Source organism: Saccharopolyspora terrae (assembly GCF_004348435.1).
Lineage (GTDB): Bacteria > Actinomycetota > Actinomycetes > Mycobacteriales > Pseudonocardiaceae > Saccharopolyspora > Saccharopolyspora endophytica.
In genome coordinates this window covers 45,312-66,348 of the sequence record NZ_SMKS01000034.1, presented here as the reverse complement: position 1 = coordinate 66,348, position 21,037 = coordinate 45,312, and the positions used below count along the sequence as shown (strand labels likewise).

The 21,037-nt window shown below is 69.8% G+C and carries 17 protein-coding genes; 9 read left to right on the top strand and 8 right to left on the bottom strand.

The window, feature by feature from the left end:
• Nucleotides 1-43: 43 nt before the first annotated feature.
• Nucleotides 44-2,296 (top strand): helicase-associated domain-containing protein, encoded by a 2,253-nt coding sequence (locus tag E1181_RS19135; protein WP_132676690.1) that lies wholly within the window; start codon nt 44-46, stop codon nt 2,294-2,296.
• Between the two features lie 211 nt (nt 2,297-2,507).
• Here the strand turns inward: E1181_RS19135 and E1181_RS19130 are convergent, their stop codons facing one another.
• The 4 genes from E1181_RS19130 to E1181_RS19115 are packed head-to-tail and all read right to left on the bottom strand — an operon-like array spanning nt 2,508 to nt 7,671.
• Entirely contained in the window at nt 2,508-3,107 is a 600-nt protein-coding gene (locus E1181_RS19130; RefSeq protein ID WP_132676688.1) for a GTP-binding protein, read from the bottom strand.
• On the bottom strand, nt 3,088-3,876 hold the full coding sequence (locus tag E1181_RS19125; protein ID WP_132676686.1) for a DUF742 domain-containing protein: 789 nt from the start codon (nt 3,874-3,876) through the stop codon (nt 3,088-3,090). The genes E1181_RS19130 and E1181_RS19125 overlap by 20 nt, the downstream gene beginning before the upstream one ends.
• Before the next feature lie 31 nt (nt 3,877-3,907).
• Nucleotides 3,908-4,315: a roadblock/LC7 domain-containing protein gene (locus E1181_RS19120; protein WP_175548002.1), complete on the bottom strand. Its 408-nt coding sequence runs from the start codon at nt 4,313-4,315 to the stop codon at nt 3,908-3,910.
• Between the two features lie 20 nt (nt 4,316-4,335).
• Nucleotides 4,336-7,671 carry a sensor histidine kinase gene (locus tag E1181_RS19115; RefSeq protein ID WP_235876873.1) on the bottom strand — a complete coding sequence of 1,112 codons (3,336 nt, stop codon included), beginning with the start codon at nt 7,669-7,671 and terminating at the stop codon, nt 4,336-4,338.
• A 571-nt stretch (nt 7,672-8,242) separates the two neighbouring features.
• Here E1181_RS19115 and E1181_RS19110 point away from each other — a divergent pair.
• The 5 genes from E1181_RS19110 to E1181_RS19090 all read left to right on the top strand — a co-directional run bounded on the left by E1181_RS19110 (nt 8,243) and on the right by E1181_RS19090 (nt 13,264).
• Nucleotides 8,243-9,256: an ABC transporter substrate-binding protein gene (locus tag E1181_RS19110; protein ID WP_132676684.1), complete on the top strand. Its 1,014-nt coding sequence runs from the start codon at nt 8,243-8,245 to the stop codon at nt 9,254-9,256.
• 497 nt (nt 9,257-9,753) lie between these two features.
• Nucleotides 9,754-10,767: an ABC transporter substrate-binding protein gene (locus E1181_RS19105; protein WP_235876872.1), complete on the top strand. Its 1,014-nt coding sequence runs from the start codon at nt 9,754-9,756 to the stop codon at nt 10,765-10,767.
• 7 nt (nt 10,768-10,774) lie between these two features.
• A complete protein-coding gene (locus tag E1181_RS19100; RefSeq protein ID WP_132676682.1) occupies nt 10,775-11,542 on the top strand; it encodes an ABC transporter permease in 768 nt (255 codons plus the stop codon).
• A gap of 88 nt (nt 11,543-11,630) precedes the next feature.
• Nucleotides 11,631-12,437, top strand: a complete 807-nt coding sequence (locus E1181_RS19095; RefSeq protein ID WP_132676680.1) for an ABC transporter permease — start codon at nt 11,631-11,633, stop codon at nt 12,435-12,437.
• A 5-nt stretch (nt 12,438-12,442) separates the two neighbouring features.
• Entirely contained in the window at nt 12,443-13,264 is an 822-nt protein-coding gene (locus tag E1181_RS19090; RefSeq protein WP_132676678.1) for an ABC transporter ATP-binding protein, read from the top strand.
• Between the two features lie 82 nt (nt 13,265-13,346).
• Here the strand turns inward: E1181_RS19090 and mdlC are convergent, their stop codons facing one another.
• The 3 genes from mdlC to E1181_RS19080 all read right to left on the bottom strand — a co-directional run bounded on the left by mdlC (nt 13,347) and on the right by E1181_RS19080 (nt 16,270).
• Entirely contained in the window at nt 13,347-14,942 is a 1,596-nt protein-coding gene (mdlC, locus tag E1181_RS19085) for a benzoylformate decarboxylase (RefSeq protein WP_132676676.1), read from the bottom strand.
• Nucleotides 14,943-15,015: 73 nt separating this feature from the next.
• A complete protein-coding gene (locus tag E1181_RS31495) occupies nt 15,016-15,660 on the bottom strand; it encodes a hypothetical protein (protein WP_165944672.1) in 645 nt (214 codons plus the stop codon).
• A gap of 58 nt (nt 15,661-15,718) precedes the next feature.
• Entirely contained in the window at nt 15,719-16,270 is a 552-nt protein-coding gene (locus tag E1181_RS19080) for a DUF4334 domain-containing protein (protein WP_132676674.1), read from the bottom strand.
• A 337-nt stretch (nt 16,271-16,607) separates the two neighbouring features.
• Between E1181_RS19080 and E1181_RS19075 the strand changes: the two genes are divergently transcribed.
• The 3 genes from E1181_RS19075 to E1181_RS19065 all read left to right on the top strand — a co-directional run bounded on the left by E1181_RS19075 (nt 16,608) and on the right by E1181_RS19065 (nt 20,127).
• Nucleotides 16,608-18,269, top strand: coding sequence for a DNA repair helicase XPB (locus E1181_RS19075; RefSeq protein WP_132676672.1), 1,662 nt, complete (start codon nt 16,608-16,610; stop codon nt 18,267-18,269).
• A 120-nt stretch (nt 18,270-18,389) separates the two neighbouring features.
• On the top strand, nt 18,390-18,983 hold the full coding sequence (locus E1181_RS19070; protein ID WP_132676670.1) for a suppressor of fused domain protein: 594 nt from the start codon (nt 18,390-18,392) through the stop codon (nt 18,981-18,983).
• A gap of 163 nt (nt 18,984-19,146) precedes the next feature.
• On the top strand, nt 19,147-20,127 hold the full coding sequence (locus E1181_RS19065; protein WP_165944675.1) for an o-succinylbenzoate synthase: 981 nt from the start codon (nt 19,147-19,149) through the stop codon (nt 20,125-20,127).
• A gap of 22 nt (nt 20,128-20,149) precedes the next feature.
• Here the strand turns inward: E1181_RS19065 and E1181_RS19060 are convergent, their stop codons facing one another.
• On the bottom strand, nt 20,150-20,944 hold the full coding sequence (locus tag E1181_RS19060; protein ID WP_132676668.1) for an SRPBCC family protein: 795 nt from the start codon (nt 20,942-20,944) through the stop codon (nt 20,150-20,152).
• Nucleotides 20,945-21,037 lie beyond the last annotated feature (93 nt).

The window sequence follows — 21,037 nt, the reverse complement described above, 5'->3', positions numbered from 1 at the left end:
GAGCAAGGGGAGCTGGGGGCGGTCACTGGGTATCGTGGGCGTGATGCCTCCAGTTGGGAATTGGCTCCGCGACCGCGGCGACGAGCAGCTCGTCGCTCTGCTGCGCGCGCGCCCGGATCTGGCGACGCCGCCGCCCGCCGACCTGTCCGTGCTCGGCTCCCGGGTCGTGCAGCGATCATCGGTCGCCCGCGCCTGCGAGGAGCTGGACTCCTTCGCGCTGAGCGTGATGGAGGCACTGGTCCTGCTGGACGCCGACAAGCAGCCCGTCGGACTGGACTCCGTGGCCGACCTGCTGGGCAGCGAGGTCACCGCGCAGCGGGTCCGCCGGACCGCGAACGCGCTGCGCGACCTGGCGCTGGTGTGGGGCGACGACGACTCGCTGGAGATCGCGGGCACCGCTCGCGAGGTGCTGCCGACGTTCCCCGGAGGTTTGGGGCGACCGGCCGACGACCTGACCGAGGTCACCGCCAAGGCGGCCTTGGCGGAGCTGGACGAGGAGGAGCGGCGGCTGGTCGGCAAGCTCGCCGACGGCTCCCCCATCGGCCGCACCAAGGACGCGTCCGCGCACGTGCCGCTGGAACGCGCGACGAACCCGGTCCAGCGCTTGCTGGCCAGGGGTCTGCTGCTGCGCCGCGACACCGAGACCGTGGAACTGCCCCGGCAGCTGGCGCTCGCGGTGCGCGGGGATCAGCCGATGGGCCGGATCGAACCCGAGGAACCCGCCCCGGAGCTCACCCAGACCGACCGCGAGCGGGTGGACAGCACCGCCGGTGGCGCGGCGCTGGAACTGCTGCGGCACGTCGAGGAACTGCTGCTCGCGTGGGAGACCGATCCGCCGGACGTGCTGCGCTCGGGCGGCGTCGGCATCCGCGACGTCCGCCGCACCGCCAAGACCCTGGAGGTCGACGAGCAGCACATGTCGCTGCTGGTGGAGGTGGCCGTCGCGGCCGGTCTGCTGGACCGGACCGAGGACGCCGAACCGCGCTGGCTGCCGACGATCTCCTCCGACACCTGGCTGGCCTCCCCCGTCGAGCACCGCTGGGCCGTGCTGGCCGCCGCCTGGCTGGACCTGCCCCGGCTGCCGGGGCTGACCGGTGCGCGCGACGAGAAGGACCGGCTCATCGGGCCGCTGTCGGACGAGCTGAGCCGTCCGCTGGCGCCGAAGGACCGGCGCCGCATCCTCGACTACCTCGACGATCTCCCCGGCGGCTGCGGCGCCCGCCCGGACGACGTGGCAGGAGTGCTGGCCTGGCGCGCGCCCCGGCACGCCGGTCGCCTGCGCGACGACCTGGTGCGCTGGACGCTGTCCGAGGCGACCGCGCTCGGCGTCGTCGCGCTGGACGCGATGACCACCGCCGGTCGCGCGCTGCTGTTCGACGGGCCCGCCGAGGCCGGCCACCGGCTCCGCGAGGTGCTGCCCGATCCGCTGGACCACGTGCTGGTGCAGGCGGACCTGACGGTCGTCGCGCCGGGACGGCTGGAACCGGATCTGGCGGCGGAGATGAAGCTCGTCGCCGACGTCGAGTCCGCGGGCAGCGCCACCGTCTACCGGGTCGGCGAGGGCAGCGTGCGGCGGGCGCTGGACGCCGGCTACACCGCCGACGACCTGCACGCGCTGTTCCGGGACCGGTCGAGAACGCCCATCCCGCAGGCGCTGACGTACCTGATCGACGACGTGGCGCGCCGCCACGGCAAGCTCCGGGCGGGAACCGCAGCAGCCTTCCTGCGCTGCGACGATCCGGTGGTGCTGGCCGAGGTGCTGGCGACTCCCGCGAGCGAGGAGCTGGAGCTGCGGCGCATCGCGCCGACCGTGCTGATCAGCCCGCTACTGCTGGCGGACCTGGTGGACGGGCTGCGCGCGGCCGGTTTCGCGCCGGTCGCCGAGGGTCCCGACGGCAACGTGCTGGACCTGCGCGCGAGCGGGCGCCGCACGCGCGGCAAGAGCCGGCAGCGCACGTCCTACGGCCCGCCGGTGCCCAGCGCCGAGCAGCTGGGATCGATGGTGACGCAGCTGCGCGCCAACGACATCGCCGGTTCGGCCCGCCGGGGCCGCGCGGTGGTGCCCGAGCGCGGACGCCCGAGCGCGGAGGCGACCCTGGCGCTGCTGCGCGACGCGGCGACCGAGAAGCGCAGCGTGTGGCTGGGTTTCGTGGACACCCACGGCGTCCGGAGCCAGCACGTCGTGCGCCCGGTCAGCGTCGGCGGAGGGGTCCTCCAAGGCGTCGACGCGGCCAACGACGAACTCGGCAACTTCCCCCTGCACCGCATCACATCGGTAGCCCTGGTCGAGGACTGACGCGAAGGGCGCTGAAAACCCGAGCGGCGCAACCGCTGCTTCAGGTGTGGGACTCAGTCGGCCGGTTGTGACACGTCTTCTGGCGAGGACGCCGCGACGCCGATGTCCACCCCGGGGCAAGCGGAAGACATCAGGAGTGGCGCCCGGAGCCCAGAAGGCGTGTCAGGTTCCGCTGCTCGCGCCGCCAAGCAGAACAACCACGGCGCAGTTCTCAGTGCGAAGTCGCGAGGCGTTGGCGCATCGCGTGTTCGACGAGCGTGATGAGCGCCTTCTTCGTCGACTCCCGGTCGCGGGCGTCCACGGTGATCATCGGGACCGACTCAGCGATGGTCAGCGCCTCGCGAACGTCCTCCATGCGGTGGTGCGTGAGGCCGTCGAAGGTGTTGACCGCGACGATGTAGGGCAGCCCCCGGTCGTCGAAGAAGTCGATCGAGGCGAACGCGTCCGCCAGCCGCCGGGTGTCGACGAGCACGACGGCGCCGATCGCGCCGCGCACGAGGTCGTCCCACATGAACCAGAACCGGTGCTGGCCGGGCGTGCCGAACAGGTAGAGGATCAGGTCCGAGTCGAGCGAGACGCGGCCGAAGTCCATCGCGACGGTCGTGGTGACCTTGCCCGGCGTGGCGGTGAGGTCGTCGACGCCGACGCTGGCCTCGGTCATCACCGCTTCGGTGGTCAACGGCACGATCTCGGAGACCGAACCGACGAACGTCGTCTTCCCGACGCCGAAACCACCGGCAACCACGATCTTCGTCGAAGTCTTCTGGTTGCTCGGCTGCTGCGACCGGGGATCAGAGCCTGCGAAGCCCACTGAGCACCCTCTCCAAGAACTCCATGGACGGCCGATCACCGACGACCATGCCACTGTCATGAATCAGAACCAGCCCGGTGTCGGCCATGTCGCCGATCAGCACCCGCACCACGCCGAGCGGCAGCCGCATGTGAGCGGCGACCTCGGCGACCGAACGGGCCTCCTGGCACAGCTCGGAGATCGAGCGGTGCTCGGGCCGGGATTGGGTCGCCTGGTTGCGACCTCGTTCGCTGGTGCTTACCAACGTCTCGATAGCAAGATCATAATCGGTGCGGGTGCGCCCCCGAGTGCGGGCATACGGCCGAACGAGTGAACCCCCGCTGTCCTCGGCTTCCATGTCGTCCATCGCCGGGATCGCCGGCATCGAGCCGGAAATCGACGGCATGGACTGGGAAATCGGTGACATCGACTGCGAGATGGACGGCATCGACACCGACGGCGGGCCGCTGTCCGGGCGCGGACGCGGAGCCGGGGTGCCGCGGTCCTGGGAGCCCCAGTTGTCCGCAGCGGCGCGGGGATCCTGCTTGCCCCAACCGTCGTGCTGGGCGTTGTTCTGCCCGCCCGAAGAGGTGTCGCCGTACCCGCCCGACCCGAACAGGTCGGCGCCCGGTCCCCCGAACAGCGCGCGGTCGTACCCGCCGATGGCGTCACCGCCCTGTCCGGACGGGGTGTCGTCGACGAAGTCGTCCTGCCAGGACTCCGCGCTCAGCCGCTTGTTGTAGAGGCGGAACAGGTCACCGTCCCAGCTGGGCTCGGAACCGGCGTTCATGGTCAGCTCCCCTCAGCTCTCCCAGCCGGAATCACCGGCGTCCCATGCCCTGCAGCTGCGCGCGCAGCTCAGGCGTGAGCTGACGACCGACCCGCTCGACGAGCAGGGTCATCTCGTAGGCGACCAGGCCGATGTCGGCGTTGGGCGCGGCGAGCACGGCCAGGCACGAACCGTCGCTGATCGACATCAGGAACAGGTAGCCCTGCTCCATCTCGACGACGGTCTGGGTCACCTCGCCTGCTTCGAAGCAGCGCGCTGCGCCTTGGGTGAGGCTGACCAGACCTGACGCGACGGCGGAAAGCTGCTCGGCGCGGTCACGCGGCAAGCCCTGGGAACCGGCCAGCAGCAGACCATCCGCGGACACGACCACCGAGTGCGCCACGCCGGGTACCCGACGCACGAAGTCGGTGATCAGCCAACTGAAGCTGTTGCTGCTCATCGGTTGCTGCACGGACCCGTTCACTCCTGCTCCTCGGGACGGCTCGGATTCGAGCGGGGAAGTTCGGTGGAAACCGGTTCGGCCTTGGCATGCCTGCCCCGATGGACGCCCTGCTGGAAGTTCGCCATGCGTCCGCGAACGGCATCAGCCGAGCGCGGGGCGGCGGGCTTGCGGCGAGGCGTCTGCGGGGATCGGGGTGCTGCCGAGCCGGGCACGAGGTTGGTCTTCGGGACCCGCTTGGGAAGTCCGGCCGCGGTCGTCTCCTGGACCTCGTGGGTCTGCAGCAGGGCCTCGGCGGCTTTCCAACCGACATCCGCTTGCCCCCAGCCCGGGTCGGGCGTGGTGGTCCGCGGAACTTCGTCGACGACCGGTTCCGGCGCGGAGCTCGACGGGGTCGAGGGCGCGGCGGTTTCCGGTTCGGCGGGCTTGGGGTCGGCAGCGGCCGGGGTCGAGTCCTCGACATCGGACTCCCGGAACCACTGCGAGAGCACGGCTTCGTATATCGGCAGGCGTTGAGTGGGCGCATCGTCCATGTCCCAGGACTCCCTCGGCTCGTCGTCGGCGCGTGCCGGCGATCCGCCGTCGAAGCCCGGGTGCTCCAGTCCGGGAGTGCTCCGCAGGGATGCGTCCTCGGACTCCCAGGGCTCCGACGCCGGCTCGGGCCGGCTTTCGTTTCCTGGGGCGCCCTCTTGTCCGCCACCGAATGCCGCGCCGATTCCACTGCCGTTCAGGCCGCTGCCGTTCAGGGAGCCGCTGTCGGGCTCGCTCCCGTTCAGGCCGCCACCGCTGAAGCCGTTCCGGTGCTCGTCGGCGCCGAAGGGCTGGGACGGGGCGAAGTTCTTGGTCTTCTCCGCCTCGAACGGGCTGTGGAACAGGTCGGTCGACGAGGTCTCCGACGGTGCACCGCACTGCCCGTCGAAGCCCGGGTCGATATCCGGCCAGGCTTCCGCCCCGACACCTTCGTCGTGGGGCGCCCGGCCGTCATCCTCCCATTGGGGGACGCTCGTTGCTCCGAACGAATCGCCGGACGACATCGTGACGGAGTACTGCGCCGGCAGTTCCGAGTCGTAGTCGTCCGGTTCGTCGGCGAATCCGTGGCCGTTGAACGACGAGGCGTCGTCGGCGTCCATCGCCGCCTGGTTCATCGAGGTGAACGAGGTCGGCGGCTCTGAACTGCTCAGGCTCGGCAGCTCGGCGCGGCCGTTCGGCGCGTCCAGGCCCGGGTGCTGACCGTTGTTGCCCGCGGCGGCACGACCGCCGAAGGCCGCGGCCAGGCCCAGCTGGGTACCGGTCTCGCCGAGCTGACCGCGCTCCTCGGGCTGGATGGTGCGCGGCATGTCGGGCATCGGCACCGGGCCGTCCGGGGTGAGCTGCACGACCAGTTCGCCGCTGAGGCGGACGGTGGCCGTGACACCGCCTTCCAGACCCTCGTTGTTGCCGAGCTCGACCTCGATGTTGTGCCTGCGGGCCAGCTGACCGACCACGAACAGACCCATGCGGCGGGAGACCGCGACGTCGATCTCGGGCGGCCGCACGAGCCGCTCGTTGATCTCGTCGATCTCGCCGGCGTCGATGCCCACGCCGCGGTCGCGGATCTCGATGACCAGCTGCTGGCGGCGGTAGGCGGTGCGGACCGTGACCTCGGTGTCCGGGTTGGAGAACACCGTGGCGTTCTCCAGCAGCTCGGCGACCAGGTGCACGAAGTCGTTGACCACGCGGCCCTGCAGGGCCAGCTCGGGGGCGTCGACCACGGCGACCCGGGCGTACTGCTCGACCTCGGAGACGGCTGCGCCGAGCACCTCGTTGAGCGGGACCGGTCGCATGGTGCGCCGGGTGAGGTCGGTGCCGCCGAGGATCAGCAGGTTCTCGTTGTTCCGGCGCATGCGGGTGGCCAGGTGGTCCAGCTCGAAGAGGCTGGACAGCTGGTCCGGGTCCTGCTCGTCCTGCTCCAGGCGGTCGATCAGGGCCAGCTGCCGCTGCACCAGGGTCTGCGACCGGCGGGCGAGGTTGACGAACAGGTCGTTGACGTTGTTGCGGAGCATGGCCTGCTCGACGGCCAGCCGCAGCGCCTGCTGGTGCACCGCGTCGAAGGTGCGGGCGACCTGCCCGATCTCCTCGTCGCTGTAGACCGGCACGGTCGGCACCGTGGTCTGGTGCGACGCGCCCGGGTTCTCGGTGACCCGGTTGATCGCGTCCGGCAGGCTCTGCTGCGCGATCTCCAGGGCGCTGTAGCGCAGGGTCCGCAGCGGTCGCAGCATCGAGCGGGCGATGAAGGTCGCCACGCCGAAGGCCACGATCAGCAGCAGCGCCACCAGGGCGGAGTCGCGGATCAGCGTCCAGGTCGCGGAGTCGGCCAGCGAGGCGGCGTCGGAGTGCAGGTCGTCGAGGACGTCGGACTCGACCTCGCGGACGAGGTCGGTGCGCTGCCCGGACTCCTGTCCCCAGTCCGCCGGGGAGACGCCGAGGTTCTGGTTCTGCTGATCGTTGTCGTAGGCGATCAGCGCGCTCTGCTCCAGCTGCTCGCTGCGGTCGACCGCCGCACCGGCGACCCGCTCGGCGAACAGTGCGCGCTGCTCCTGGGTGGCCGCGGCCTCGAACTCGCCGAAGGCCGCCTCGTAGCGCGCGTCGGCGGCGCGCATCTGGTCGGGCTGACCGGTCAGGAACTGGTTCCGCAGCGACGCGCTGAGCAGGATCGAGCGCTGCCGGGCGAGCTGCTCCTTGGCCTGGCCGAGGGAGTCGGCCGCGCGGGCGGTCTGCGCGGTCGCGGTGTTGGCCGCGGAGTTGGCGACCTGGTTGTTGATCGTCAGCAGGGTGTCGATCACCGAGTTGTAGGCGATCATCGTCTGCGGGCTGGTGAAGCCGCCGTTGACGGTGCCGCGCAGCGCTCCGAGGCTGCCGATGCGGTGCTCGGCGCTCTGGAAGGCGAAGCGGACCTCGGGGGTGAAGCCGGCCACCTGCGGGTCGAACGCGAGGACCTGCTGGACGGCCGCGTCGACCCGGCGCCCCTGAGCTTCGTAGTCGGTGCCCGCGCTGCCGCCGTTGGAGGTGGTGAGCACGATCGCGAAGTCCCGCTCGCGCTGCAGCTCATGGGTGAGGTTGGAGGTCTGCTGCGCCAACTCGACCTGGTCCACGATGGTCTGCATCTGCGACTGGCTGTTGAGACCGTCGTAGATGCGAACGCCACCGACGCCCAGCGCGGCCAGGGTCGGCACGAGCAGAACGGCGGCCATCTTGTACCGGAGGCGCCAGTTGCGCAGCCACCACTTCTTGGTCCGGGCGGCAGCCGGATCGGCTGCGCCGGGTGCGGTCGCGGGGTCGTTGTTGAGCATCCCTGTTTCCTGCGCTGCGGCGGACATGTGCGGAACCGCCACGGCTAGCTGCCCTTCCGTGCCGTGGCAGTGGAGATCATCGTGCTGGGAATGTGCCCGCGCACCGACGCGGTCGCGTCGGGTTCCCACGAGCGGGTCCACGTCACCTCGGCGATCGAGTTTCCGCAGACCCCGACTCTGTCAGCCGGGCTTGCCATCACACTCCCTGGTCACAACGTGCATTCCCCCGAAGCAGAGGCCGGTCACCTCGACGGGCGAGACTATACTTAACCCGGCGTCACAAGTCAGGCCCCCAATACGGGTCACCGTCACTCTTCAGAGTGCCTTTGGCAACAGCTGGGCCGAACGTGTGACCCATAGTTAGTTACGCCTGGTTGTAACCCGATAGTTCAAACCTTTACAGTCCTTTTTGCGCCCCACCCGTCACGGCCATCGCGCGTGTGCCCGGCCAGCGCCGGCGCCTCCCACGAAGGTCGTGGCCAAGTCCACAGTGCACAGACGCAACTGCCGGACCCTACTCGGGGTTGTCCGCGCCGAGCCAGCCAAGCTCACGCAGCGCCCGGCGCGCCCCATGTCGTGCTGTTGCAAGGAGGACTCGATGACCCTGGCCAGTCGCGCTATGTCGCGGAGAGGTCTGCTCAAACTCGCAGGTGGAACGGCTACCGCCGGAGCGCTGATGGGCGCGAGCGGATGCGGCCTGCTGGGCGGCTCCGAATCGGCTGGCAGCGGTGACGGCACGGTCGAGAAGCCCAACATCAAGGTCGGCGCCATGCCGGTCACCGACCTCGCTCCCCTGCACCTGGCCGTGCGCAACGGCATCTTCCAGCAGGAGGGCCTCAACGTCGAGATCGTCACGACCTCGGACGGCAGTGCGGCTCTGACCAGCACCATCGGCGGTGACTACGACATCACCTACGCCAGCTACGTGCCCTTCTTCGCAGCCCAGGCCAGGGGCGTGGCGGACCTGAAGATCGTGGCCGACTGCGGCGCGGGTGCGCCGAACACGACCACGATCATGACCTCGCCCTCCTCGAAGGTGCGCACCCCGCAGGACCTGGCGGGCAAGACCATCGCCATCTCCGGACCGCGCACCATCTCGGAACTGCTGGTCAAGGCCACCATGCGGGCCTACGGCGTGGACTTCTCCAAGTCCGAGTTCACCGCGATCCCGTTCATCAACATGCCGGCCGCCCTGCAGCAGGGCCGGGTGGACGCGGCGATCCTGACCGAGCCGTTCCTGACCCAGGCCGCGCGCGCCAGCGGGGCGGTCCCGGTGGCCGACACCAACACCGGTCCGCTGGAGGACCTGCCGCTGACCGGCTACGGCGCCACCGCGAAGTTCGTGCAGGACAACCCCAAGACCGTCGCCGCCTTCCAGCGCGCGATGGACCGCGCGGTGGCCGAGTCGCAGGACCGCTCGAAGATCGAGCCGCTGCTGCCGGAGTTCGCCAAGATCGACAAGGACACGGCCGCGATCATCTCGCTGCTGAAGTTCAACTCCCGCGCCGACGCGACGCGCTTGCAGCGCGTTCCGCGTCTGATGAAGGACTTCGGGTTCCTCGACAAGGACATCGACGTGTCCAAGATGATCGTCCAGCCGGCGCAGGGCTGACCCTCGCCTCAGCCCCAGGGCTGAGGGCCGCGCCGATCCGATCAGCCAAAGTGCTGAGCAGGATCGGCCGGCCCGGCACCCGGACCCCGCCGCGGGACCGACCCAGCCGCAGGTGCTTCGTCACGAACGAGGCATCTGCGGCTTTTGTCGTTTATCTCACCGTGTATTTCACGTTATTGGCGCATGGCCACCCGTTTGCGATGTGGACAGCACTCTCCGTGTTGTTTGCTTTTGCCAATGAGTGACCGGAGACACACCTTCGAGTAATGGACACAACGAGCCCATTACGTCTTGTTGTCGCCCCCTGGTCAGGTATCTAGAGTTCTGCGCACCGATGCAGTCGGTGATCCCGAGGACACGGGACGTGCGCAGCGGACCACCGGCACGCCCGCGCACGCAGTCCCGCATCCCGGCCGCAACGGCCTCGGTCCACGCAAGTCGCTCCAGCCGCCAGGGCCCGCACAGGCCCACACCCCGCCACGCCAGGAGGAAACGCCATGCGTCCGAAGAACCGCCCGATAGCCCGCCGCGACCTGTTCAAGATCGCCGGCGGTGTGGCCACCGCAGGAGCGCTGATGGGTTCGAGCGGGTGCGGGCTGCTGGGTGGCGCGGAGCAGCAGTCGTCCGGGAACAGCCAGGTGGAGAAGGCCAACCTGCGGGTCGGCGCGCTGCCCACGGCAGAGCTCGCCCCGCTGTACCTGGCGGCCGAAGCCGGTCACTTCCAGCGCGAGGGCCTCAACGTCGAGATCGTCCCCGCCTCCGACGGCGGCGCCGCGCTCAACAGCGCCATCGGCGGCGACCTCGACATCACCTTCTCCAGCTACGTGCCGATCTTCGCCGCGCAGGCCAAGGGCGTGGCCAACCTCAAGATCGTCGCCGACTGCATGTCGGCGGTGCCCAACAGCTGCCTGATCATGTCCGGGCCGAACTCCGGGGTGCGCACCGCGCAGGACCTGGCGGGCAAGCGGATCGCGATCTCCGGCCCGGGCACCATCTCCGAGCTGCTGGTCAAGGCCTCGATGAAGGCCAACGACGTGCCCTTCGACAAGGTGCAGATGGTGCCGCTGGGCTTCATCAACATGCCCAACGCGCTCAAGGCCGGGCAGGTCGACGCCGCGATGGTCGTGGAGCCCTTCCTGACCCTGGCCGCGCGCGACGCCGACGCCGTGCCGGTCCTCGACACCACGGCGGGCCCGCTGGAGGACCTGCCGCTGGGCGGCTACGTCTCCAACTCCGAGTTCGCCGAGCAGAACCCGAAGACCGTCGCCGCCTTCCAGCGCGCGATGACCGCCTCGGTGGCCGAAGCGCAGGACCGCGCCAAGATCGAGCCGTTGCTGCCGAAATTCGCCAAGATCGACAAGGAAACTGCGTCCATCATCACATTGCTGAAGTTGAACGCGCGCGCAGATGCCACCCGCTTGCAGCGGGTTCCGCGATTGATGCTGGAATTCGGTTACATCTCAAAGGACGTCGACGTGGCGAGCATGATCATCAAGCCGCCGCAGAGCTGATCGGGACATGACCAGAACACTCCGGGGTCTGCTCGGACTGCTGGGCTTCCTGCTGTTGTGGGAAGCCTTCAGCAGGTCCGGGCTCGTCGACCCCCAGTACTTCCCACCGCCCTCGGTGGTGCTGACCAGGTTCGTCGAGCTCCTCGGCGACCCCTCCTTCCTGCTCGACCTGATCGCGAGCGTGCTGGCCTGGGCCATCGCGCTGGGCATCTCCATCGCCATCGCCGTGCCCGCCGGCCTGCTGCTGGGCAGCGTGCGCGGCATCCGGGTGGCCACCCGCGCGATCATCGAGTTCCTCCGGCCGATCCCCTCCGTGGCGCTGATCCCGCTGGCCATCGTGCTGGTCGGGTCCGGCCCGGAGACCAAGATCGCCCTCGCCGTGTACGCGGCGGTGTGGCCGATCCTGTTCAACACCATCTACGCGTTGGACGAGGTCGACCCGGTGATGGTGGACACCGCGCGGTCCTTCGGCTTCGGCCGGGCTCGCACGATGTTCACCGTGATGCTGCCCAACGCCGCGCCGTTCGTGCTCACCGGCATCCGGATGTCGGCCTCGGTGGCGCTGATCCTGGTGGTCAGCACCGAGTTCCTGGCAGGAGGCGGCAGCGGGCTCGGCAGCTTCGTGCTGGACGCCTCGACCGGTGCCGGGCGGATGGACCTGGTGCTGGCCGGGACGATCGTCGCGGGCATCGTCGGCTACCTCATCAACGAGGCGCTGGAAACGGTGCACAAGCGCGGCCTGGCGTGGAGCGCGGTCGATCGGGAGGCAGTGTGACGGGCCACCTTTTTCCCGGCGTTCACGATTTCCCGGGAATTGACATCGTGAATTCACTGGAATTCAACTTCGGGCTGCGGGGTGCGTTGTGAAGAAAACGCGTGGATTCCTCCGCCAATGGCTCGTGCTCATCATCGCGGTTCTGCTGTGGGAATTGGTGACCCAGATCGCACAGCACCCGTTCTTCCCGTCGCCGAGCAAGATCCTCGCCACCGCCGGGCAGAAGTGGTTCTCCGGGCCTCCGGAATCGCTCTTCCTGACCAGCGAGGCCACCGGCGACCTGTTCGCCAGCCTCGGCCGGGTCGCCTTCGGGTGGGTGCTGGCCGCAGTCATCGGCGTCGCGCTGGGCACCCTGCTCGGCCGCTCGCGCAACCTGCTGGACTTCGTCGGGCCGCTGATGGCGTTCATGCGCGCCATCCCCTCGCCCGTCCTGGTCCCGGTGTTCATCGTGCTGCTGGGCATCGGCTCGTCGATGCAGATCACCGTGATCGTGTTCAGCGTCGTGTGGCCGATCCTGCTCAACACCGTCGACGGCGTCCGCTCGGTGGACCAGGTCAAGATCGACACCGCGCGGTCGTTCCGCATCCCGCGCGCCCAGTGGATCACCGGCGTGGTGCTGCCCGCGGCGACGCCCAAGATCTTCGCCGGGCTGCGGGTTAGCCTGTCGTTGTCGCTGGTGCTGATGGTCGTGTCGGAGCTGGTGGGCTCCACCAACGGCATCGGCTACCGGCTCATGTTCGACCAGCGGCAGTTCGACTTCCCGGCGATGTGGGCGGGGATCGTCCTGCTGGGCGTCCTCGGATACGTACTGAACACCCTGCTGCTCGTGGTGGAACGCCGTGCGCTGAGCTGGCAGCCCTCGCAGGCGTCGGCTGACCAAGTTGTCGGAGGCTGACCGAAATGACCCGAACGAACACGATGCTGGAAGTCTCCGGACTCGGTCACCGCTACGGCGGGGCGAACGGGCACCAGGCCATCGCCGACCTCACCTTCGAGGTCCGCACCGGTGAGCTGGCGTGCATCGTCGGCCCCTCCGGCTGCGGCAAGTCGACGATGCTGCGGGGCATCTCCGGCCTGATCAAGCCGACCTCCGGCGACGTGCGGCTGCACGGCGAGGCGGTCGACGGCGTGCCCAGCGACCTGGCCGTGGTGTTCCAGGACTACAGCCGCTCGCTGTTCCCCTGGAAGTCGGTGCGCGCCAACGTCGAGTTCCCGCTGCAGGCCCGCGGCGTCAGCCGGTCCGAGCGGCGCGAGCGCGCCGACGAGGTCCTGGAGTGGGTCGGCTTGACGGCCTCGGCCAAGAAGTACCCGTGGCAGCTCTCCGGCGGCATGCAGCAGCGGGTCTCCATCGCCCGCGCCCTGGCCTGCCGGCCCGCGCTGCTGCTGATGGACGAGCCGTTCGCGTCGGTGGACGCCCAGACCCGCTTCGAGCTGGAGGACCTGCTGCTGCGGGTCCGCAAGCAGTTCGACAGCACGGTCCTGCTGGTCACCCACGACATCGACGAGAGCATCTACCTCTCCGACCGGGTCTTCGTGCTGTCGAAGTCCCCGGCCACGATCGTCAAGGACCTGGAGATCCCGCTCGGCACCGAGCGCGACCAGATCACCACACGCGAGTCCGAGACCTTCGTGCACCTGCGCAGCGAGGTGGCCCGCCTCCTCGACGTCAAGAGCGCAGGCGCCGCTCCCGCCTCGGCAGCGGAGACCACTCAGGTCTTTTGATCCTCAACGACGAAGAGGCGGCCCCGACCAGCTGTGGTCGGGGCCGCCTCTTCGTCGTTGAGGACCGCTGATGGGTTCCCGATCAGTACAGGAAGCGCTGGCCCGGGTCGACCTTGATGTGCAGGAGGCTGGGGCCTTGCTTGCCGGCGAACTCCTCGGGCAGGGCCTCGGCCAGCTCCTCCGGGGTCTGGATGAGCTTGGCCGGGCAGCCGAGGCTCGTGGCCAGCGAGACGAAGTCGATCCCGCCCAGGTCGACGCCCGGCAGCTTGCTGCCACCGGCGGCCTCGCCCAGCACGGCCACCGCGGCGTACCGCGAGTTGTCCATGATCACGAACGTGACGGGAGCCTGCTCGCGCACGGCCGTCCACAGCGACTGGATGCCGTACATGCTCGAACCGTCGCCGAGCAGCGCCACCGTCCGCCGGGCGGTGTTGGCCATGCCGACGCCGACCGCGGCGCCGACGCCGTAGCCCAGCGCGCCGGAGAAGCCGGTGAAGAACCCGCCGTCGGTGGAGCGAACGGGGAAGTACTCGTGCAGGTCGTTGCGGTGGCTCGGGGTCTCCTCGACGACGGCCGCGTCGGCGGGGAGCTGACCCACGAGGGTGTCGAAGACGTAGGAGGCCGTCATCGGCGTGCTGGCGGCGGGCTTCTCGGGCCGGGCCATGGTCGTCGGCGCCGACCGGTCCAGGTCGTCGAGCAGCGCGTTGACCTGCGGAACCGCGTGCGCCATCGTGCCCATCACGCCCCGCCCGGAGCGGGCGCGGGCCAGCACGTCGGCGTCGTCGTTGACCAGGAACAGCTCGGGCAGCGCGACCTCGGCCTCACCCCGGTAGACGTGGTAGGTGAACGCCGGGGCGCCCCACACCACGACCAGGTCGTAGCCGGAGAGCTCCTGGCTGAGCAGCCGCTGCTCGGGCTGCAGGAACCCGGCGAAGCACGGGTGGTCCTCCGGGAAGGAGCAGCGCGGCGACATCGGCGGTGCGTACACGGCGGCCTTGGTCTTCTCGGCCAGCCGCACCATCTCGTCCACGACGCCGTCGGCGTCGACCGCCGGGCCGGTCACGAACGCGGGCCGCTCGCAGTCGCGCAGCGCCTCGGCGAGCCCGGCGATGGCCTGCGGGTCGGGCGCGAAACCCGGTGTGCGCGGGCGCGCGGGGACCTCCACGCCGGGCTCGTCCCAGTCGTCGGCGGGCACCGACAGGAAGACCGGACCGTACGGCGGGGTCGTCGCCATCTGGTAGGCGCGCACCAGCGCGGCCGGGACGTCCGCGGCCCTGGCCGGCTCGTAGCTCCACTTCACGTAGGGCTTGGGGAAGTTCGGCGCCTCGGTGGCGCCCAGGAACGGTTCGTTGAACATCAGGCTGCGGGTCTGCTGACCAGCGGTGATGATCATCGGAGTGCGGTTGCGGTAGGCGGTGAACACCGCGCCCAGCGCGTGCCCGACACCACCGGCCGAGTGCAGGTTGACCAGCACCGGTTCGCGGCGGGACTGCGCGTAGCCGTCGGCCATCGCGACCACCACGGACTCCTGCAGCCCGAGCACGTAGTGGAAGTCGTCCGGCCACCCCGTCAGGAAGGGGACCTCCGTCGTGCCCGGGTTGCCGAACACCGTGGTCAGCCCGAGCTCACGCATCAAACCCCGGGTGATGTCGCGAACCGTGCGATCCTCGCTGCCCATTGGTACTGCCTCCTCGCCCCACCGATCGTCGTGGTCCATCACAGCAGACCGGCTTCGTTAGCGGTAGTAAACATCAGATGCCCCGAACGTCCCCGAAGCACACGGTCTTGCGGGTGAAGACGTAGTAGCCCTCGTTCTCCCCGCACGCGGACTCCGGGTCCTGCCCACCGACGACCCTGGTGACCTGGTCCTCCGACCGGGAGCACTCGATCTTCAACGGCAGGACGCCCTCGTCCTCCTGGAAGGGCGTCAGGCAGTCGCCCACCTTGACGTCGAGGACGACGCAGTAGGCGTTGCCCTCGGAGTAGTTGACGTAGTCGTCGCCGCACTCGGCGAGCCCGCGGTCCTGGACGTCGACGACCTCGTAGTCGGACTCGGCCGAACCGCAGTCGGCGGAGGCCATCGGGCCACCGCGCTCGTCGAGCAGCTCCACGCAGTCGCCGGCCTCGACCCGGTTGCTGGCGATCACCGCCAGCGAGATCCCGATGATGCCCCCGGCCAGCAGCAGCACGCCGCCGACGACGAGCCCGACGATGAGACCGGTGCGCTTCTTCTTCGGCGGCGGAGTTGGTTGCTGGTTGCCCGCGACCTGGCGCCAGAAGGCGTCGGAACCCTGCTGCGGGTACGGGTAGCCCTGCTGCGGGTGCTGACCGGGCCAGCCGCCCGGATACGGCCCGGACTGCGCACCGTGAGGATCCGGTTGCGGTGGGTAGGTCACAAGTCCTCCGTGGTCGAGTTCGCCACCAGCAATCTACCCAGCCAGGGAAAACGCGTTCCTACGCGGCATCGCGGCGCAGCACGAACACGAACGGCGCGGCCATGCCGCGCAAGTCCATCGCGCACAGCAGCGTGTCGTCGTCGACCTTGCGGAACGGGTCCTGGATCGGCAGCGCGTCGTAGACCATCGCCGCCGAGGACACGCCCCGGTACTCGACCATCCGCAGCCGCGCGCGGGCCTCGCTCGTGGTCATCAGCGGCATCAGGATCCGGAACAGCTTCGCCACGACGGGGTTGTTGAGCTTGTCGGCGATGCCGAGCATCAGCCCGACCGGCATGAACGCCGGGTTGATGCTCACCACGCGGCCACCGGAGGCGGCGAACAGCAGCGGATGGGCGTCCTCGGGGCCTCCGAAGCGCTTGCCGTACCAGCCGAACCGCTCCAGCAGCCCGTCGAACGGGTTCCCGGTGTCGATCCCGTTGCCCCGCCAGGTGCCCACCAGCTCCTCGACCCGCACCGGGGGCAGCGAGTCGAACAGTTCCAGCACGTCCGCCAGGCGGGCCCCGGGCTCCAGCTCCCGCAACCGCTCCCCCGCGTTCTCCGCAGCCATGTCACTCCTCGCACCCGAACGAGATCGACGACACGCTCCCACCAGCCCGGCACCACCACAATCCCCCAACCGCCGGGCGGCGCACCCCCTGGAGCGGGCGGTCCTGGTCCGAACCGACCGGACGTGAAGGACATCGATCAGGGACGGTTCGGAGCAACACCACTCCTTCCAGCCCAGGCGAGCGGGCGATTTGAGTCACTTCGGGCCGCCGCTGGGACTGGACCCGGCGGGGGCGGTGTTGCCCGGGTGGAATACTGGGCCGGGAGTCTTGCCGGTGGCTGCCGACAGTGTTGATCACCTGCGGAAACTCCACCCGATCCCCGAGGGAGCGCTCACCTTGACCGACGGACCTCTGATCGTCCAGTCCGACAAGACGCTGCTGCTCGAAGTCGATCACGACCTCGCCGACGACGCGCGCACCGCCATCGCACCCTTCGCCGAGCTGGAGCGCGCGCCGGAGCACGTGCACACCTACCGGATCACGCCGCTCGCGCTGTGGAACGCGCGCGCCGCCGGGCACGACGCCGAGCAGGTCGTCGACGGACTGGTCCGCTTCTCCCGCTACCCCGTGCCGCAGCCGCTGCTGGTCGACATCGTCGAGACCATGGGCCGCTTCGGCCGGCTCCAGCTGACCAACGACCCCGCGCACGGCCTCGTGCTGGTCTCCGTGGACCGCGCCGTGCTCGAAGAGGTCCTGCGCAACAAGAAGATCGCCCCGATGTTCGGCGCCCGCATCGACGACGACACCGTCGTGGTGCATCCCAGCGAGCGCGGACGCCTCAAGCAGATGCTGCTCAAGGTCGGCTGGCCCGCCGAAGACCTCGCCGGTTACGTCGACGGCGAAGCGCACCCCATCGAGCTGGAGCAGGACGGCTGGAACCTGCGCGACTACCAGCGCCAGGCAGTGCAGTCGTTCTGGGCCGGTGGCTCCGGCGTCGTCGTGCTGCCCTGCGGCGCGGGCAAGACGCTGGTCGGTGCGGCGGCCATGGCCGAGGCGGCGGCGACCACGTTGATCCTGGTCACCAACACCGTCGCGGGCCGCCAGTGGAAGCGCGAGCTGATCGAGCGGACCTCGCTGACCGAGGAGGAGATCGGCGAGTACTCCGGGGAGAAGAAGGAGATCCGGCCGGTCACCATCGCGACCTACCAGGTGATCACCCGCCGCTCCAAGGGCGAGTACAAGCACCTGGAGCTGTTCGACTCCCGCGACTGGGGCCTGGTCGTCTACGACGAGGTGCACCTGCTGCCCGCCCCGGTGTTCCGGATGACCGCCGACCTGCAGTCCCGCCGCCGGCTCGGCCTGACCGCCACCCTCGTGCGCGAGGACGGCCGGGAAGGCGACGTGTTCTCGCTGATCGGCCCCAAGCGCTACGACGCCCCGTGGAAGGACATCGAGGCGCAGGGCTGGATCGCGCCCGCGGAGTGCGTCGAGGTGCGGGTGACGCTGACCGACAACGAGCGCCTGCAGTACGCGACCTCCGAGGCCGAGGAGCGCTACAAGCTGTGCGCGACCGCGCGCACCAAGGCTCCGGTGGTCAAGGCGATCCTCGACCAGCACCCGGACGAGCCCTCCCTGGTCATCGGCGCCTACCTGGACCAGCTGCACGAGCTCGGCGAGGCGCTGGAGGCGCCGATCATCGAGGGTTCGACGAAGAACAAGGAGCGCGAGGAGCTCTTCGACGCGTTCCGGCGCGGCGAGATCAACCGGCTCGTCGTGTCCAAGGTCGCCAACTTCTCGATCGACCTGCCCGAAGCCTCGGTCGCCGTGCAGGTGTCGGGCACCTTCGGGTCCCGGCAGGAGGAGGCGCAGCGGCTCGGCCGGCTGCTGCGGCCCAAGGCCGAGCGCAAGCAGGCGCACTTCTACTCGGTCGTCTCGCGCGACACCTTGGACACCGACTACGCCGCGCACCGGCAGCGGTTCCTCGCCGAACAGGGCTACGCCTACCGGATCGTGGACGCCGATGACCTCCTCGGCCCGGCCCTCCCGGACGTGGGGTGACGGAAACTCCGGGTGAGCCCCGGATAGCTGTCACCCAAAAGGGGTCCGCGATCGGCTGCTTTGCAGCTACCGTTGCGATGAACGAACGCAGCGTCTGAGCTGCAAGACACTGGAGATCGGATGGAAACCGAGCACCAACGGCCGGCGATGGGCGGTGCGCACCGCTTCGTCGGCCTCGCGGAGAACCTGGAACGGTACGCCGGCGCCCCCACGGGAGCCGAGCCGCCGAACGTGAACGGCACCAACCGCGGCTACGGTCTGGTGTTCTTCCACCTCGAAGAACTCCATCTGACGACGGTGATCAGCAGCGGCCTGCGGTTCCAGCCGCTCGGCGCCCACCCCGCTCAGGAGCTGGCCTGCACGGTCTACCGGGAGCAGGCCGAAGCCGCCCGCCACCTGGTCGACCTCACCTCGGAACTGCTGGTGCAGAACCGCACCTTCCTGGTTCCCGACCAGATCGTGCCGAACGAGAAGCCGCTGCTGCCGGGCACCGAGTTCCACGGCGTCCTGGCCAGCGGGCATCCGATCTTCCCGTCGGAGTTCACCCGCTTCACCGACCCGGACGGCGTCGAGCAGCTCCAGGTCTTCACCCTCCTCCCGGTCACGCTGGGCGAGCTCAACTACATCCTCGACCACGGCGTCACCGCCCTGCGGCAGCAGTGGGCCCGCTTCGAGGTGGACGTCTTCGACCTCGGCCGCCCGAGCGTCGCCTGACCCTGACCCCACCCGAGGCGCCTGATCAGGGACATCACCTCCTGAACCCGATTTCCACTGAAATCCGGACCCGGGTTTCAGCGGAAATCGGGGGTCGGACTTCCACTGAAATCGGGTGCACCTCGAGGGCGCGGAGGCGGGTCCGGGCTGAAAGGATTGGGGTATGGCGAGCTTCGATCCTGCGGAACTGGACGCCGTGCGGGTGTACGCGTTGCCGATGCGGAACCGGTTTCGCGGGATCACCGTGCGGCGCGGGGTGCTCATGTCCGGGCCTGCCGGGTGGGGCGAGTTCTGCCCGTTCGAGGACTACGACGACGCCAGCTCCGTCCCGTGGCTGAAGGCGGCGTTCGAGGCGTGCGGTGAGCACTGGCCGGAGCCCGTCAGGGACAGGATCCCCGTCAACTGCACCGTTCCCGCCGTGTCCGCCGAGAAGGCCGCGCAGATCGTGGCGCGCTCCGGGTGCCGGACGGCGAAGGTCAAGATCGCCGATCCCGGCCAGACCGCCGCCGAAGACCTGGAGCGGGTCGCCGCCGTCCGGGACGCGCTCGGGCCCGACGGCGCGATCCGGGTCGACGCCAACGCGGCGTGGGACGTCGACACCGCCATCAGCCGCATCCGCGAGCTCGACGCCGCCGCCCGCGGCCTGGAGTACGCCGAGCAGCCGTGCCCGAGCATCGAGGAGCTCGCCGCCGTGCGGCGCAGGGTCGACGTGCGCATCGCCGCCGACGAGAGCATCCGCCGCGCCGAGGACCCGATGCGCGTGGCCGTGGCCGGAGCGGCCGACGTGGCGATCATCAAGGCGACGCCGCTGGGCGGAGTCCGCCGAGCGCTGCAGGTCGCCGAGGCGTGCGGTCTGCCGTGCGTGGTGTCCTCGGCGGTGGAGACCAGCGTCGGTCTGTCCGCGCAGCTGGCGCTGGCGGGTGCGCTGCCCGAGCTGCCGTTCGCGTGCGGGCTGGGCACCATGGCGCTGCTCGACGGCGACGTGGTCGCCGATTCGCTGCTGCCCGAGCAGGGGTTCCTGCCGGTGCCGTCGAAGCCCCCGGAACCCGACCCGGCGCTGGTCGCGGCCGCCACTCCGCCCGCCGACGTGCAGCGGTGGTGGCTCGACCGGCTCGGCCGGGTCGGAGCCCTCCTGCGGGACTGAGAGCCCCGCAGGAGGGAAATCCTCACGAGGCGCGCTTGCGGGCGCGGCGCTTCTTGAAGCGGCGCAGCACGATGAACGCCACCAGCAGACCGATCACCGCGGGGGCGGCCCGCTTGAGGACCGGTGCGCCCGCGGTGCCCAGCAGGTCGATGGCCTCGTCGTTGGCGGTCGGCTCGGCGACGGTGGTCGAGCTCGGCGAGTCGGCGCTGGCCGGGGTGACCCGCCAGCTGGTGTCCTTGCGGGCCGAACCGACCGCGGCGCCCGCGGCCGCCGAACCCGCAGCCGCGGCGGCACCGTTGCCGTTGGCGCCACCCGGGGTCTCGGTGCTCTGCGGCTCGGCCGACGCCTTCTCCTGCGCGGCCGGGGCCTCCTGCTCGGACTCCAGCTTCTTGGCGAGGTTGTCGGCGAACTGGTTCAGGATCTTGCCGCCCACCTCGGAGATCAGGCCGCGACCCAGCTGAGCGGGCTTGCCGGTGACCTTGAGGTCGGTGTCGACCGTGCCCGAGGTGGTGCTGCCCTCGTCGGTCAGCGTGACCACGACCGTCGCGGCGGCGGTGCCGCTGCCCCGCGAGTCCTTGCCGCTGGCATCGATGACCAGCCGGCGGTTCTTCTCGTCGATGTCCTTGAAGACACCGGTTCCCTTGTACAGCAGCGTCACCGGTCCGAGCTTGACCTTCACCGATCCGGCGAACTCGTTGCCCTCGGCCTTGGTGAGCGTGGCGCCGGGCATGCACGGAGCGACCCGCTCGGGGTCGGTCATCGCCTTCCACGCCGCATCGATCGGCACCGGAACGCTGAACGTGTGCTGCATTTCCACTGGAAGGTCCTCCTGATTGACCGTGCTCGGCTCAGGCGCAGAGCCATCGTTTCAGTCTGAAGCTATAACGCAGTCCACCCACCAGCCTCCCAG

What these genes read in the sequence shown, in the direction of transcription:
- E1181_RS19135 (WP_132676690.1), top strand. Translation starts at nt 44, where the DNA reads ATGCCTCCAGTTGGGAATTGGCTCCGCGACCGCGGCGACGAGCAGCTC.
- E1181_RS19125 (WP_132676686.1), bottom strand. Translation starts at nt 3,876, where the DNA reads ATGAACGCCGGTTCCGAGCCCAGCTGGGACGGTGACCTGTTCCGCCTC.
- E1181_RS19120 (WP_175548002.1), bottom strand. Translation starts at nt 4,315, where the DNA reads ATGAGCAGCAACAGCTTCAGTTGGCTGATCACCGACTTCGTGCGTCGG.
- E1181_RS19115 (WP_235876873.1), bottom strand. Translation starts at nt 7,671, where the DNA reads ATGTCCGCCGCAGCGCAGGAAACAGGGATGCTCAACAACGACCCCGCG.
- E1181_RS19110 (WP_132676684.1), top strand. Translation starts at nt 8,243, where the DNA reads ATGACCCTGGCCAGTCGCGCTATGTCGCGGAGAGGTCTGCTCAAACTC.
- E1181_RS19105 (WP_235876872.1), top strand. Translation starts at nt 9,754, where the DNA reads ATGCGTCCGAAGAACCGCCCGATAGCCCGCCGCGACCTGTTCAAGATC.
- E1181_RS19100 (WP_132676682.1), top strand. Translation starts at nt 10,775, where the DNA reads ATGACCAGAACACTCCGGGGTCTGCTCGGACTGCTGGGCTTCCTGCTG.
- E1181_RS19090 (WP_132676678.1), top strand. Translation starts at nt 12,443, where the DNA reads ATGACCCGAACGAACACGATGCTGGAAGTCTCCGGACTCGGTCACCGC.
- mdlC (WP_132676676.1), bottom strand. Translation starts at nt 14,942, where the DNA reads ATGGGCAGCGAGGATCGCACGGTTCGCGACATCACCCGGGGTTTGATG.
- E1181_RS19080 (WP_132676674.1), bottom strand. Translation starts at nt 16,270, where the DNA reads ATGGCTGCGGAGAACGCGGGGGAGCGGTTGCGGGAGCTGGAGCCCGGG.
- E1181_RS19070 (WP_132676670.1), top strand. Translation starts at nt 18,390, where the DNA reads ATGGAAACCGAGCACCAACGGCCGGCGATGGGCGGTGCGCACCGCTTC.
- E1181_RS19065 (WP_165944675.1), top strand. Translation starts at nt 19,147, where the DNA reads ATGGCGAGCTTCGATCCTGCGGAACTGGACGCCGTGCGGGTGTACGCG.